Origin of the sequence: Rhodococcus sp. IEGM 1330, assembly GCF_033142445.1 — a bacterium.
In the GTDB taxonomy this organism is placed as follows: Bacteria; Actinomycetota; Actinomycetes; order Mycobacteriales; family Mycobacteriaceae; genus Rhodococcoides.
In genome coordinates this window covers 512513-527551 of record NZ_JAWLSB010000002.1, presented here as the reverse complement: position 1 = coordinate 527551, position 15039 = coordinate 512513, and the positions used below count along the sequence as shown (strand labels likewise).

Sequence of the window (15039 nt, the reverse complement as noted above, 5' to 3'; positions counted from 1 at the left end):
TCGTACACTGCGACGGTGACCGACCAACGCATTGCGCCCGAATCGGATCTGCGGACCGGCCATGCCACCCAGGCAGCGCGCCTCTACTACTTCCAGGACATGACGATGGCGGCGATCGGCCGTGAGCTGGGCGTATCTCGTTCGACAGTCTCACGACTCATCACGTTCGCGCGGGCATCGGGACTGGTGGAAATCAAGATCTCCACCCCCCTCGGCCAGGCACCACGAATCGAGCGTGCATTCGCCGATCTGTACGACATTCGTGCACATGTCGTCCCCGTGTCGGAAACCGTCGACGAACTGCAGCGCCTCGATCGCGTCGCCACCTTCGCGGGAAGATTGCTGACATCGTTCTTCGAGTCCGACATGGTGATGGGCGTCGCCTGGGGAACCACCGTCAGCGCCGTCAGCCGCAAGCTCGCACCCAAGCGAACCCACAACTCGACCGTGGTGCAGCTCAACGGCGCAGCGAACACCCGCACCACCGGAGTCTCCTACGCCACCGACATCGTCCGAACCTTCGCCGACGCCTACGGTGCTGTTGCGCAGGGATTTCCGGTGCCCGCATTCTTCGACTACCCCGAAACCCGCCGACACCTGTGGCGCGAACGCAGCATCAAGCGAGTACTCGAACTGCAGGATCGGATGAACCTTGCCGTGTTCAGCATCGGCGTCATGAGCGGTGCCGTTCCGAGTCACGTCTACAGCGCCGGCTACCTCGAGCGCGAGGATCGAGCCGAACTCCAACGCGACGGCGTCGTCGGAGACATCGCCACCGTGTTCCTGCGCTCCGACGGCAGCCACGACCGAATTGCGTTGAACGACAGATCGAGTGGACCTGGTCTGGATCGTCTCAAGGCGGTACCGCGCCGAGTCTGCATCGTCGCGGGAGCATCCAAACTCGATGCCCTCACCGCCGCGCTGCGCGGCGGATTGATCACCGACCTCGTCATCGACGACATCAGCGCGGCCCAGTTGATCCTTCGCTCGCGTGGCTGACCCTCTTGCGCTCATCCGATTCTCGTGTCACTCTTTTCTTCATGACAACCGGAAAGGCGGACACCGCCTCCCTCACGTGAGCGCCGTGCCGATGCCGTCGACATTTCCCCGTCGCGGCACATTCAGTGACAACCCCGATGAATACGCCGAGAGCATTCGTGCGGTCTGCGCGCAGCGCGATCGATGGCTCGGCTACGGCCTGAAGGCCGGCCCCTCCGATAGAACTACCGCGGAATTCGCAGTGGCACAACTATATCGGCGATCGGGATACCAGGAGCCGAAGTTCGTCTGGGTGCCCTCTCCTCCGGCCGCAGCAGCATTGATCACCGCCCGACAATTGGCGAAGAATGCAGGCGTGCCAGCCCGAATCGCTACCATTCTGTCCGATTCCCGGCACCGGATGGACCGACGAATCGATCGACGAAAGATCGAATGGCCGCAGCAGTACTATTATTCCGACCGCAATGCACAGCGCGATCTGGAAGCGCGTGTCGCCGTCGCACGCCGCTCACCGACAGACGCGGCCCGCGCCGGCATCAGTCCGGATCCGATCATCCGCCGAACCGTCCGGAAGTCGTTGCACACCAGCCTTTTCGACGGCGTAGCCACGGCTGTCCGATCCCTCACGCCGCGCCCCTTCGGCAGTATCACCTGGTACGGCCAACAGGAGGCTCATCGCGTCGCCTATTACGACGTCTTTCGACACTTCGACCTGCTCGAGTTCGGGCCCGAGGACACCGAACTTCTCGATGTTCAATCGGCCCTCATCGAGTCGACGGGATGGTGGTGGGCGTTCGACGACCTCGCAGTGATGTCCGAACGGCCGACGGCTCTGCACACCGAACCGATACCCGATCCGGTGCACGGTGAAGTGCGACTGCACAATTCGTCCTCTCCAGCGGTCGAGTTCGGCGACGGCAGCGGTGTCCACGTCCTGAACGGGACCGTGGTTCCCCACTGGGTGATCCACGATCCGACGGTCGAACGCATCACCGTCGAACGCAACGTCGAGATCCGACGAAGCGCCATCGAACGAATCGGCTGGGATACCTATTTGGACCGAGCCGGTTTGAGACTGGTCGACACCGACGACGATCCGGGCAATCCCGGCTGCACCCTCCAGCTGTTCGCAACACCCGCAGGCTGGGGAGACGAGGGTCGAATACTGCTTGCCGTCAACGGCTCTCGCGAACGGGACGGCGAGCGCCGACGCTACGGGCTTCGTGTCCCCGGCGCGTTCTCGTCCGCGGTGGACGCCGCGGGCTGGACCTACGGTCTGGCCGGAGCCGACTACGGCCGACTACTCCGCAGAACCTGACACCACACCTCGACAACACACCCCGACAACACACCCAAGGTGACCCACATGAACTCGAACATCACCCTGTCCGCACTGACCGACCTCACCGGCCTCGACGTATTCGACTATCTCGACAAGGAGATCTCCGTGCCCGTCATCGACGGCCTGCAAGCCCAAGGCGATCTGATCGTCGTACCGTACGTACTGCTGGACGGCATAGTCGTCCCCACCGAACAGACCCGGCGCGAGAACGTGCCACTGACGGGAATCGAACTACTGCGCAGCGCAGCAGGCGGCAACCCGCACAGCCTGGTGGCCGACGGCGGCATCTGCTCGTGGGCCAGTCCCGTGCACGACGTCCGAGGTCTCGCCCTCGGCATCCTGACCAACTCGCAGACGGCGTACCTCATTCATCCCGAACACGGAGCCACCGGAATCGCGCCGGGGACATACGTCATCGGTCGGCAGCGCGAAGGCGGGCAGGGCGGTTGGTTCCATGCGCCTCAGCTGATCGCCGACTGAAAATAGTGGTTCCCGTCACATTGTTGCCGAAGTGCTAGGTCCATCTCACAAAGCAATCTTCAGTAGTAAGTGTGACGTTGTGTACCACTAAGGTTCGCGACATGACTGCTGTTGTCGTTGTGACTTTTCCATGACCGGCTCCCCCTCGCCGGTGCAGAACCGACTCCTCGGGATCGGTCTCGTCGTACTCATCGTCGTGTTCGTCGGGTGGAGCGTCACCTCGTACAACAAGACGTTCAAGGACGTGGTGACAGTCTCCCTCGAGACCGACAGCGTCGGCAACGCACTTCCCCGCAATGCAGACGTCAAGGTACGCGGCCTGATCGTCGGCGAAGTGCGATCGGCGACGACGGCCGGTGGCGTCGTCACCTCGGAGTTGGCCATCGAACCGGACATGGCCGAGATGATTCCGTCGAACGCCACCGCGCGACTGCTGCCGAAGACACTGTTCGGCGAGCGGTACGTCGCGTTGGTGTTGCCGAACGGCAGGCCCGGGTCGCCGATCACCGAGGGCTCGGTGTTGAAGCAAGATCGCAGCGGCAACGCCATCGAGGTCGGACAGGTGCTCGACGGCCTGTTGCCGCTGCTCCAGGCCGTACCGCCGGAGGACCTGTCGAACACCCTCGGCGCACTGGCGCAGGGTCTGAGCGGTCGCGGTGAGGAACTCGGACTCTCGATCGACAGACTCGAGAACATCTTTGCCGGGCTCAACACCGAGTTGCCCGCAATCCAGGAGGACCTGCGCGGGCTCGCCGACTTCTCGCAGACCTACTCCGATGCGGCTCCCGAGTTGATCAACGCACTGGACAACCTGCGGACCACCGGCAATACCGTCGTCGAGAAGCGGCCTGCCCTCGAATCCCTGTACTCGTCGTTGACGTCGGCTTCGGGTACGACTGCCGACTTCCTCGATGCCAACTCTGCCGATCTCATCGGGCTGGCCGCGAATTCCCGCGAAGCACTCGAGGTGCTCGCCGAGTTCTCGCCGGCCGTCGGCTGCACCGTCGCCCAATTCGCCGAGGGTGCCAGACGCGGCAAGATCCTGCTCGGCGACGGCGACGAGTACCCCGGCATCAACGTCTCGATGCCGTTCGTCAACCCGAAGGGTCGGTACCTACCGAACCAGGACGAGCCGCGATTGTTCGAGCAGGACCGCGGACCGACCTGCTACTCCCCCCTCGACCGCTCGGCGGGCGAATACTTTCCGCAGTACCCGGGCGGCTCCCCCAACGACGGCTCGTACCAGGTGCCGTCGAGAAACCCCGGAGAACAGGACATTCCGTCACTTCCGGTTCCGCAGCTCTCCCCCGTGCCCGCCTCGTACGCGAACTCGGTCGCCGAACAGCAGACCTTGGCCGTCGTCTACGGCGGGGCCACGGGGATCGAGCCCGACGCAGTGCCGTCCTGGACGACGACGGTCGGCGCTCCCGCACTCAGAGGAACGCAGGTCACGTTCCAATAGGACCTACTGATTGAATGGTCCGCAACCCCGTCGACGAGCGCGGCGGGTAACGATTCAGGAGTACATATGTCTGCCGATACGAACGCCGGGTTCTCGATTCAGTCCAGCAACGATGGCCGAGTAGCCGTCGTTGCGGTGTCCGGCGAACTCGACATCACCACCGCACCGGCTCTCGCCACCGCCATCCAAGGGCAGATCGAGTCCACGCCCTCGGCCTTGATCATCGATCTGTCCGCCGTCTCGTTCCTGGCCTCGGCCGCGATGACCGTGCTGGCAACGACGCAGCAAGATCACGGAGACACCGTGGCATTCTCGGTCGTCGCCGACGGACCGACCACCAGCCGTCCGATCAAACTGATGGGCCTGGACCAGGAATTCGCACTGCATGCCGACCTGGCGTCAGCGCGCGCTGCTCTCGACTGACGAGACTCCCAATGCCATGACCGCCGCGTCGTCGACCAGACCGTCGCCGAAGCTGTCGAGCAGTTTCCGCAAATGGTCGATCAGGACGGCCGGCGCTGCGGGAGCATGCTCGGTCGCGAAATCCAGCAGTGCGCCGTCGTCGTCGTAACGACCCGTGTCCACCCGGGCCTCGGTGAGGCCGTCGGTGTAGAGCATCAGGGTGTCGCCTGCGCTCAATGTCACGGTGGCAGGCACGAAGCGCGCGTTGCGGAGTATTCCCACCAGCTGACCGCCGGTCATGAGTACGTAGTGCGCGCTGCCATCGGCCCGAATCACCAACGGCGGCGGATGGCCGCCACTGGCCATGCACACTTCGAATCCCTCGGCCGAACGGCTGAGAACACCGAACACCGCCGTACAGAACTGCGCGTTGCTCTCGCGAAATTCTTGACGCAGAACCGAATCCAGGTTCTGCAGCACTGCCACCGGATCGTGGTCGTATACCGCCGCTGCGCGCAACGTGTACCGCGTCAGCGATGTGACGGCTGCGGCCGATGCACCCTTGCCGCACACGTCACCGAGGAAGAATCCCCACCGGTCGTCCGAGAGCGGAAACAGATCGTAGAAATCGCCGCCCACCTCGTCGCTCGACGCCGCGTGGTAGTGAGCAGCTGCGGTCATTCCCGACGGCGGTAGCAGACTCGGCGGCAACAGCGACCGCTGCAGTGTTTTCGCGAGTAGTTCTGCCCGCGTGCGGGATTCGAGCAGTTCCCGCTCGTAGGTGCGTCGATCCCGGGCATCGAGCGCAGTGATACGGATCAGCACCGGCGTGCCGGACTCGTCGGTCTTGACGTTCGCGGTCATGAACACCGGTAGCCGACGACGATCCGACGTCACGAAATCCAACGCAATCCCGTCGAGCTGGCCGTACATACGCAGAATGGGGCCGAAGTGCGTCTCGTAGTGAATGCGTCCACCAGCGGTGAGCAGCTCGGTGAAATCCATGCCGATCAACGCGTCGACGTCGAAACCGAGCCAACCCGCCAGCGTCGCGTTGAGTCTCGCGATCCGCATGTCGGGAAAGACCGACAGGTAACCGCACGGCGCGTTCTCGTAGAGATCCTCTATGTCGAGGTCGTTGATCACGACGATCTCACGAAGGTCGCAATCGCCTCGGCGGTCTGCTCGGGTTCGGTGACGTGCGGGCAGTGCCCGCTGGCGTCGAGGGTCTTCAGAGTGCTGCCGGCGATGTGTTCGTGGACGTATCTACCGACCTGAGGCGGTGCCAGCGAATCCCGCGCACAGTCGACGATCATCGTGGGCAGGGCTACCCCGGCCAGATCCGCGCGATTGTCGGACAGAAACGTGGTGCGGGCGAACACCCGTGCGCACTCAGGATCGGTTCGGCAGAAGCTCGCGGTCCACATGTTCTCGAGATCCGGTCGATCCGGCGCATTCACCACGATCGGTGCCATCGATGCGGACCAGCCGAGATAGTTGCTGTCCAACGACTCGAGCAACTCGTCGATGTCCTCACGGCTGAACCCACCGCAGTAGTCGCCGTCGTCGATGTACCGGGGGGACGGCGTCAGGAGAAAGAGCTTGCTGAATCGCTCGGGAGCCGCCTGGACCGCGAGAACACCCATCATCGACGCCACCGAGTGACCGACGAACGTCACGTCACGAAGATCGAGTTCCTCGGCAATGTCGACGATGTCGCGGGCGTAGGCGTCCAGCGGCGCGTACTTGTCGGCATCCCAGGCAGAGGGATCCGACGCTCCGGACCCGACGTGATCGAAGAGCACGACCGAGAAATCCGGAGCCAGGATATCGGTCACCGAACGCCACAGCGTCTGGTCGCAACCGAAACCGTGAGCCAGCATCACCACGGGCCCGTCGGCAGCCCCGACGACCCTGACGTTGTTCCTGGTTCGTGCGTTCACCCGCACAGTCTGTCATCAGTCGCCGACAGCGGGGAGTGAGACTGCTCCGACCGGGTATCGCATGTACCTACAGAAACGAGATTCATCATGCGAGTACTGGTCACCGGCGCAACCGGATACATCGGGTCTCGGCTGATCCCCGTGCTCCTCGAGCAGGGCCACGAGGTCCACGCAGCGATGCGTGACCCCGCGAAGAAGTCGCGCTTCGCATGGGGTGCTCATGTCACCGCGGTGCACTTCGACCTCGACGATCACGAGACCTTCGACACCGCGACCGAGGATGTCGACGCAGTCGTCTATCTGGTGCACTCGATGGACGAGGGCGACTTCGTCGAGAAGGATCGCCACGCCGCGCAGTCCATGGCCGCCGCCGCGGAGCGCAACGGCCTGCGCCGGATCGTCTACCTCTCCGGCCTCATCCCCGACGACGGCACCCCGTTGTCCGATCATCTGCGCTCTCGCCTGCAGGTCGAGGAGACATTCCTCGACAGCTCCGTCGACGCCACTGTGCTGCGGGCGGCGATCATCCTCGGTTCGGGATCGACCTCGTTCGAGTTGGTGCGCCGGATGACCGAGCGTCTGCCGCTCACGCCCATCCCCACGTGGATGCGCAGGCAGGTGCAGCCCATCGCCGTCGTCGACGTGGTCGCCATCATCGCCCGTGCCCTCGGCGGCACCGCACGCCCGGGAACGTTCGACATCGGCGGAACCGAAACGATGAGCTACCCGGAGCTGCTGAAGGCGTACGGCAGCGTTGCCGGTCTGCGTCGCGCACAGATTCCGGTTCCGCTGTTGCCGACCGGTCTGGTGGGGCGCGCCGTCGCCACCATTACCGCCATGCCTCCCGGCACGGTGATCTCGCTGGTGGAAAGCCTCACCCACGACATGGTGGTGCGCCGAGGAAATGCCGCAACGGATGTGTTCACCGAGCCCGGCGCATCGCTGATGAGCGTCCGAGAGGCCCTGGAGCGTTCGATCACCGTCACCGCCGAGGAAGGCACCGACGCCCACGCCGATCCCCAGGCTGCTGCAGACACCGATCCCGAGTGGGCAGGCGGGGTCGTCGACATCGTCGACGGCCATGTGCGGCAACGACCGTCGGGCATCGTCGGTAAGGCGCTGCTCGGAGTGACCCGCTAACCGATATCGGCGTAGTGGTGCGCCCAGGGTGCTGCTCGTTCGATTTGTCCGGCCAGTTGGACGAGCAGTGCTTCGCCGCCGAGCGGCGCGGTGAAGTGCGCGCCCATCGGAAGACCCTCGGGGGTCCAGTGCACGGGAAGCGACAGCGCCGGACGCCCGGTGACGTTGGCCAGCTGGGTGTAGGGAATCCACGAGATGTTGTCGTCGATCATCTGATCCACGATGCCGGTGTAGCGCAGGACCCCGGCAGTTCTGCTGCGCAACAACAACTCCGATGCCAGTTCCAACGGCTTCGCGAGATCGAAGGCACCGATCTTCGGAGGCAGCTCCGCGAGAGTGGGCGTGAGCAGCAGGTCGTAGGTCTCGAAGAAGGTGGCCAGCGCGCGCACGTGCACATGGCGACCTTCCACCGCTTCGAGGTAGTCGACACCGCTGACGGATCTGCCCAGCGCCGCCATGATTCGGGTATCCCGCTCGAATTTGTCGTCGCCGCAACCGGTTCTGCGTTTCACCTCGTCCATTTCCCACGCCAGGTAGGTGAACCAGGCCAGCAGGAATTCGCGATTGAGGTTCGCGTCGTCGTACGGCGGGGCGTCGAGAAGTTCCACCGTATGTCCGAGCTCAGTGAGTGTCTTCGCCGCCGACTCCATCGCGGCGACGGCCTGCGGGTGGGGCGACGGATTGACCGATGTCACCGCATACATGCCGATGCGCAACGGCTTCGGGTCCATGTCCGTTCGAGACAGGAACGTTCCGTCCGGACGCGCGGGCAGGTAGCCGGACGTCGCCTCGCCGCCCGCGAGCACGTCGAGCATCGCGGCGGTATCGCGCACCGATCTCGACACGACGCCCTGCACCGCTGCCCCGTGCATCGCTTCACCGAACGTGGGACCCGACGGCACCAGTCCGCGTCCCGGCTTGAGCCCGACGAGCCCACAGCACGACGCCGGAATCCGAATGGAACCGCCGCCGTCGTTGGCTCCCGCCACCGGGACGATGCCGGACGCGACCGCGGCGGCCGATCCACCCGACGATCCACCGGGAGTTCTGGTGCGATCCCAGGGATTTCGAGTCGCGCCGTGCACCGCCGGTTCGGTGATTCCCTTCGCCCCGAATTCCGGAGTGTTGGTCTTTCCGAAGATCACCAGGCCTGCATCGAGCCAGCGCTGCACCACGGTGGAATGTTCCGGCATCGGCAGGTCCGTCAACGAACGCGATCCACTCGACGTGGGCAGTCCTGCATAGTCCTGCGAAAGATCCTTGATCAGGAACGGCACGCCGGCGAACGGGCCATGCAGCGGTCGCGTCAACCGGTCGTCGGCCTGCTCCGACATCACCCGCACCACAGAATTGAGCCGCGAATCGATCGACTTGACCTGCGCCAGTGCGCAATCGAGAAGCTCACGAGGCGTGACCTCGCCGGTGACGACCAGTTCCGCCAGCCCCAGCCCGTCGAACTTCCGATACTCGTCGCTTCGCATGGCGACATCTTAGTGCGGCGCGCATCGCTGCCGAAGCGTTACGGAGTCGATTTCCCGGGCGTGCGGAGTCCGCTGATGACACGGCATGTTCGCCCGCGTCACAGGATCAGTGTCGGGAGTTCGACCCCGGGAGTGGTCGCAGCGCTCCCATCACGAGCAGCGAAGCCGCAAGAAGGGCCGCTACGACGAGCAGCGCGTGGAGCACGTCTCCATGACCGCCGAGGAAACCGATCAGGGGTGGGCCGCCCAGGAAGGCGAAGTACCCGATGGAGGCCACCACACTCACTCGCGCGGCTGCGGCGGCGGGCTCGTCGGCCGCCGCGCTCATGGCAACAGGGAAGCCGAGCGACACGCCCGATCCCCACAGGAATGCGCCCAGAAAAGCCAGCGGCACAATCGGACTGAGCACGAACAGCAGCACTCCGACCACCGAGACGCCTGCCAATCCTCGGAGTACAACGACTCGACCGTAGCGATCGAGTAGTCCGTTACCGAACCATCGCACAGCGGTCATGGCGACCAGAAACGTGGTGAACGCGAGGGTCCCGGCCACGGCCGACGCGTCGTATCCGTCGATCAATGCGATGTTGAGCCAATCGTTTCCGCTGCCCTCGGCAAACGCGAACGACAAGGCAACGACGCCGATCAGCAGGGTGCGCGGTTCCTTCCATCGCGCAAGGGCGTGCGGTCGCGAGGCGTCGGCCGCACGCTGATCGGGTTCGGCATCGGACTCGTTCAGGAAGCGGCGCACTCCCCACGGAATGGTGCAGGCGATCACGGCTGCGACCGTCAGCAGATGCACCGTGACCGAGATGTTCAGCGCCACCATCGCAGTGCCGATCAAGGCTCCCACCACAGTGCCGGCGCTGAAACCCGCATGGAACCGCGGCATGATCGAGCGCCCGAGCCGACGTTCCGCCACCGCACCGTGCACGTTCATGGCGACATCCCAAGCACCGTTGGCGAATCCGAGCACGAACAATCCGATGAGCAACGGCACTACACCCACGAGATAGCCGGTGGCGATGATCGTCAGACCGGCCGCGAGAACGAGGGACATCACGGTAACCGTGAGCCGAGACCCGAAGCGGTTGATGATAATTCCGGACATCGGCAGCGCGAGCAGGGATCCGACTGCGATGGCGAGCAACACGATTCCGAGTTGAGACGAGGTGAGTTCGAGGCGATCACGCACCTGCGGGATCCGAGAAGCCCAACTGGCGAAGGCGAACCCGGCCCCGATGAACGCTGCATAGGTCGCCCGCACCGCCACGGCCGTGCGCGCCGAGGCGGCGTCGATATCAGACACTGTGAATTACCCTGTTCTCTCGCTGTTCTTCCAGGGTAACGAACGACAGGGTCGATGCCGCGGTGGCCGCCGAACTCAGCTCAGGGGGTCAGAACGGGAACGGATGCGCGTGGTCGCGGACGGTGAGCCACTGCCACTGCGTGAACTCGTCCCAACTGCTCTGAGTTCCGAATCGAGCGCCGTTGCCCGAGGCCCCGGTTCCCCCGAAGGGCGCGTATGCGTCGTTGTTGAGGGTCTGATCGTTGACGTGGACGATTCCAGTGGTCAGGCGGTCGGCCAGGTGCCTGCCCCGATCGGCCGATCCTGTCTGGATCGCGGCAACGAGACCGTACTCGGTGTCGTTGGCAACGGCAACAGCCTCGTCCTCGTCGCGCACGACGACGACGGGGGCCACCGGCCCGAAGATCTCCTCCCGGAATGCCGCCATCGACGATGTGACACCCGCGAGAACCGTAGGCTCGTAGAACAATTCGCGATGCTTTCCGCCGGCGCGGACCTCCGCTCCGGCCGCAACGGTCTCGGAGACGATGCGGTCCACATTCTTCAGCTGAGTCTCGTTGATCAGCGGCCCGAGCGCCACCTGTTCGGTGAAAGGGTCGCCCACAGGAAGGTTCTTCGCCCGAGCGGCAAGACGATCGAGGTACTCGTCCGCCACGGACTCGAGCACGATGTGTCGGCCGGCCGTCATGCAGACCTGCCCCTGGTGCAGGAACGAGCCCCACGCACCCGCGGAACTCGCCGCGTCCAGGTCGGCGTCGTCGAGCACGATCAACGCGTTGTTGCCACCGAGTTCGAGAGAGACGCGCTTGAGCGTGCGTCCTGCTGCCTCACCGACTTTCCGACCGACAGCGGTCGATCCCGTGAAAGACACCATGCCGATGGCGGGATGCTCGGCAACTGCGGCACCGGGCTCGGAGTCGCCCGGCAACACGTGGAAGAGACCCTCGGGCACTCCGGCTCGCTCGAAGAGGCGGGCGAACAACAGACCGCCGGACACCGCGGTCTGTACGTCCGGCTTCAGTACGACGGCGTTGCCGAGGGCCAGAGCGGGTGCGACGGCACGCATCGACAGGATCTGGGGAAAGTTCCACGGACTGATGACGCCGACGACGCCGATAGGCACGCGACGGCCGACGCTGGAGCGCCCGGCCTCGCTGGTGGGCAGCAGATGGCCGTACGGCTGGGTAGGCAGCGCTGCCGCTTCCCACAGCTCGGACAACACCAGGCCGACCTCGAAGGCAGCCTTACCCGGCACCGACCCGCCCTCACGGATGAGCCATTCCTCGAACTCACCGCGGTTGGCCTCGAGCAACTTCGCGATCTCCCGGATCACTGCAGCGCGCTCGTGACCCGGCGTAGCCGCCCACGCCGGTTGCGCGGCGCGCGCTCTACCGACTGCGTCGTCGACGTCGGCAGCATTCGCCAGACCGATCTCGCCCAAACTCGCACCGGTCGCCGGCTCCACAGTGGTCGTGGTCCCACCGCCACCCGTACGCCAACCGCCGCTGTAGATCTGGCCGTGCCATTCGGCACCCAACAGAGTGTTGCTCACGCTGATCCTCTTTCTTCGTTCCTCGTCGTGGTCTGGAAATCTGTTGTTGCTCAACCGATCAGATCGGCGGCCTTCTCCGCTACCATCACTGTCGCGGCGTTGGTGTTGACACACACGATCCGCGGGATCACAGACGCGTCGACCACCCGCAGACCGTCGATCCCGTGCACCCGAAGATCGGCTCCGACCACGGAATCGGGCCCGGTTCCCATGGCGCAGGTACCCACGGGGTGGTAGTAGGTCCCGGTGCCACGAGCGACGTAATCCCGCAGTGCTGCATCCGAATCGACATCCACACCCGGGAGTACCTCTGTCAGACCCCACTCCGCGAAAGCGTCGGTCGCCGCAATGGTGCGGGCCACCGCAATGGCGTCGACCAGTCGATCCACGTCCGACGTCGCAGTCAGATAGGCCGGGTCGATCAGAGGCAGATCGTCCGGATCCGCCGATGCGAGTCGAACGCTGCCGCGACTGTCGGGCACTGTGGTGACACCGAACGTGATGCTGTTCTCCGGCGCACGAAGCGACGGTTGATGGAATGGCACATGAATGAACATCAGTTGCATGTCCGGACCGTCGAGCTCGTCGTCGCTGCGCCACAGCATGGACACCTCGGCGTGGTTCGTGGACGCAGGTGGAACCGGTTGCGCTGCTTCGTAAACGACGCTGCACAAAGGATGGTCGTGCAAGTTCCGTCCCACACCGGGAAGATCGCGGACGACGGCAATGCCCAGCTCCCGGAGCTCCTCGGCCGGTCCGATTCCGGACAGCAGCAGCAATCGTGGTGAGTCCACCGCTCCGGCGCTCAGAACGATCTCGTGCCGACCCGACGCGGTCATCGGCTCGCCGTCACGGCGGTACCTCACCGCCACGCAGCGGCCGTCCTCGACGACGAGGGACTGCGCCCTCGATCCGGTCGACACGGTCAGGTTGGGGCGATGCGCTTCGACCGGCGCCAGATACGCCGATGCCACGCTGAGCCGGGCACCGTCCGAGATCGCCAGATCGTGCCACCCCGCGCCTTCCTGCTCGGTGCCGTTGAAATCGTCGGTGATCGGATGGCCGGCCTCGGCCGCCGCATCGAGAAATGTCTGTGACACCGGATTCGGCGAGGACGACGGAGCCGGGCGCAACGGGCCCTTGTCGCCGCGAACCTTGGCGTCTCCGCCGATCACGGTCTCGGACTTCATGAAGTACGGCAGCACCGCGTCGTACGACCACGATTCTCCTGCGACCTGCGCCCAGGTGTCGAAATCGTTGCGATGACCGCGGAGGTGAACCATCGCGTTGATGGAACTGCTGCCGCCCAGAGTGTGGCCCCTCGGCCAGTTGTGGGCACCGCCGCCTGCTGCGTGCTGCGGAACCGTCTCGTACGAGTAGTCCACGTTGCTGCCCCAGAGCGATGGCCAGGCCGGCGGGACGGCGAGGTCCGGATGATCGTCGCGGCCACCGCTCTCGAGCAGCAGCACTGTCGCATCGGGGTTTTCACTGAGCCGTGACGCGAGTACACAGCCGGCGGATCCGCCACCGACAATCACGTAGTCGAATACTTGGTCCATCTCGTTCGATCCTCTCGCAAGTGACCGGCACCACACCGGTAGATCACCAGTGTGCGGAGCGGGAAGGCGTCGCAGTTGACGATTTCCGTCCTGGTTCTTGCCGATTCGCGTCGAATATCGGCGGATCCGTTGCCGAACAACTTCGTTCGCGGCCAGAGGGTCAGCGAAGCGCCGCACGTTCTGTAGACGGGCTGCGTCCGAACCTGCTCTTGTACAGCCGGCTGAAATGCGCCGCATCGGAGAAGCACCAGCGCCCGGCAACGGCACCGACAGTGGACCTCAACGTTCGATCCGCAAGCAGGTCCCGCCTGGCACCGTCGAGTCTCATCTCGCGAATAGTTGCTGTCACAGTGAATGTCTCGTCGCCGAACAGCCTGTCCAGACTGCGCACGGACATACCGAAAGCAGTGGCAACGGACTGATGACACAGCCCGGGGTCCAGGAGGTGTCGATCTATGTAGGTGAGGACCGCCAGCTTCCTCGCCTGCTCCCCCGGTTCGTCGAGAACGATCTGTGCGTCCGCAGTGAGGGCACTGCTGATGAGGCTGAGTCCGGCATCGGCGAAGCGCAGAGCCGAGCCGGGATGGACCGGGTCGTCGGCAGTCTGCGTCAGCGCAGCCCGGACGAAGGACTCGAGCACGGCACCGGGACCGGAGCCGATGTCGTGCGCATGCTGCATCGCGCCGTCGATCCACCGCTGTGGCAGGCGAAGAGCGTTGGGCGGGAACACCATCACCGCACAGCGCCACTGACCTTCCAGCCGCAGATCGTAGGCACGCCGAGTGTCGTAGATTCCCAGCTGCCCCGGTCGAATGACCAATTCGTGCTCGCCCTGACGCACCACCGCTCGACCCTGCAGTTGCACACAGACTTTCACGGCGTCGGTGGGTAGCCTCTTGACCGCCGCACGGGTACGCCGGACCGTCTGGGGTGAGCCGTTGACCTCGAACGCACCCAGCTCACCGAGCGTGACGCCCTCGATAGACCCGGTCAACGGACGATCGTCGATGTGCTCGGGTACGAGCCCGGCGAACACGTCGCCGAGCTCGTCCCGCCACTGCTCACCCTGCCACGCCACGATTCACCCCGCGGAGATGTCCGAAGGGTGCCCGGCGAGCGGAGTCACGTCGATACTCATGTACGGGAACAGCGGCAGATTCCACAGAATCTCGTGCAGTCGCTCGTTGTCTCGCACATCGAAGATGCTCAGGTTCGAGTACTGGCCGACGAGCCGCCAGATGCTCACCCACTCACCGTCGCGCTGCAGCTCCTGCGAGTACGCCTTCTCTCGAGCGAGAGTGTCGGCCCGTACGTCCGCGTCGAGATCCTGCGGCAACGCGACATCCATCTTCACGGCAAACAGCATGTGC

General features: G+C 64.6%; 14 protein-coding genes. 6 read left to right on the top strand and 8 right to left on the bottom strand.

Annotated elements, in window-relative coordinates:
• The first annotated feature begins 15 nt into the window (after positions 1–15).
• The 5 genes from R4P57_RS07405 (at position 16) to R4P57_RS07385 (ending at position 4706) form a co-directional block, all read left to right on the top strand.
• A complete protein-coding gene (locus R4P57_RS07405; RefSeq protein ID WP_317802187.1) occupies positions 16–999 on the top strand; it encodes a sugar-binding transcriptional regulator in 984 nt (327 codons plus the stop codon).
• A 76-nt stretch (positions 1000–1075) separates the two neighbouring features.
• Positions 1076–2317: a DUF6745 domain-containing protein gene (locus tag R4P57_RS07400; RefSeq protein WP_411742317.1), complete on the top strand. Its 1242-nt coding sequence runs from the start codon at positions 1076–1078 to the stop codon at positions 2315–2317.
• Between the two features lie 48 nt (positions 2318–2365).
• Positions 2366–2821, top strand: coding sequence for a hypothetical protein (locus tag R4P57_RS07395; RefSeq protein ID WP_317802186.1), 456 nt, complete (start codon positions 2366–2368; stop codon positions 2819–2821).
• A 130-nt stretch (positions 2822–2951) separates the two neighbouring features.
• Entirely contained in the window at positions 2952–4283 is a 1332-nt protein-coding gene (locus tag R4P57_RS07390; RefSeq protein WP_317802185.1) for an MCE family protein, read from the top strand.
• A 66-nt stretch (positions 4284–4349) separates the two neighbouring features.
• Positions 4350–4706: an STAS domain-containing protein gene (locus R4P57_RS07385; protein ID WP_283273247.1), complete on the top strand. Its 357-nt coding sequence runs from the start codon at positions 4350–4352 to the stop codon at positions 4704–4706.
• Here R4P57_RS07385 and R4P57_RS07380 read toward each other — a convergent pair.
• Complete coding sequence (locus R4P57_RS07380; RefSeq protein ID WP_411742324.1) at positions 4683–5828, bottom strand: PP2C family protein-serine/threonine phosphatase; 1146 nt, start codon at positions 5826–5828, stop codon at positions 4683–4685. The two genes, R4P57_RS07385 and R4P57_RS07380, sit on opposite strands and share 24 nt — an antisense overlap.
• A complete protein-coding gene (locus R4P57_RS07375) occupies positions 5828–6628 on the bottom strand; it encodes an alpha/beta hydrolase (protein WP_317802183.1) in 801 nt (266 codons plus the stop codon). The genes R4P57_RS07380 and R4P57_RS07375 overlap by 1 nt, the downstream gene beginning before the upstream one ends.
• An 87-nt stretch (positions 6629–6715) precedes the next feature.
• Here R4P57_RS07375 and R4P57_RS07370 point away from each other — a divergent pair, with 87 nt between their 5' ends.
• Positions 6716–7768 (top strand): NAD(P)H-binding protein, encoded by a 1053-nt coding sequence (locus R4P57_RS07370; RefSeq protein WP_317802182.1) that lies wholly within the window; start codon positions 6716–6718, stop codon positions 7766–7768.
• Here R4P57_RS07370 and R4P57_RS07365 read toward each other — a convergent pair.
• The 6 genes from R4P57_RS07365 to catC all read right to left on the bottom strand — a co-directional run bounded on the left by R4P57_RS07365 (position 7765) and on the right by catC (position 15035).
• On the bottom strand, positions 7765–9249 hold the full coding sequence (locus R4P57_RS07365; protein WP_317802181.1) for an amidase: 1485 nt from the start codon (positions 9247–9249) through the stop codon (positions 7765–7767). The two genes, R4P57_RS07370 and R4P57_RS07365, sit on opposite strands and share 4 nt — an antisense overlap.
• Positions 9250–9355: 106 nt before the next feature.
• A complete protein-coding gene (locus R4P57_RS07360) occupies positions 9356–10558 on the bottom strand; it encodes an MFS transporter (RefSeq protein ID WP_317802180.1) in 1203 nt (400 codons plus the stop codon).
• Between the two features lie 88 nt (positions 10559–10646).
• Positions 10647–12110: a benzaldehyde dehydrogenase gene (locus tag R4P57_RS07355; RefSeq protein WP_317802179.1), complete on the bottom strand. Its 1464-nt coding sequence runs from the start codon at positions 12108–12110 to the stop codon at positions 10647–10649.
• Positions 12111–12160: 50 nt separating this feature from the next.
• On the bottom strand, positions 12161–13669 hold the full coding sequence (locus tag R4P57_RS07350) for a GMC family oxidoreductase (protein WP_317802178.1): 1509 nt from the start codon (positions 13667–13669) through the stop codon (positions 12161–12163).
• A gap of 160 nt (positions 13670–13829) precedes the next feature.
• Positions 13830–14747, bottom strand: a complete 918-nt coding sequence (locus R4P57_RS07345) for a helix-turn-helix domain-containing protein (protein WP_317802177.1) — start codon at positions 14745–14747, stop codon at positions 13830–13832.
• A 3-nt stretch (positions 14748–14750) separates the two neighbouring features.
• On the bottom strand, positions 14751–15035 hold the full coding sequence (gene catC / locus R4P57_RS07340) for a muconolactone Delta-isomerase (protein ID WP_317802176.1): 285 nt from the start codon (positions 15033–15035) through the stop codon (positions 14751–14753).
• Positions 15036–15039 lie beyond the last annotated feature (4 nt).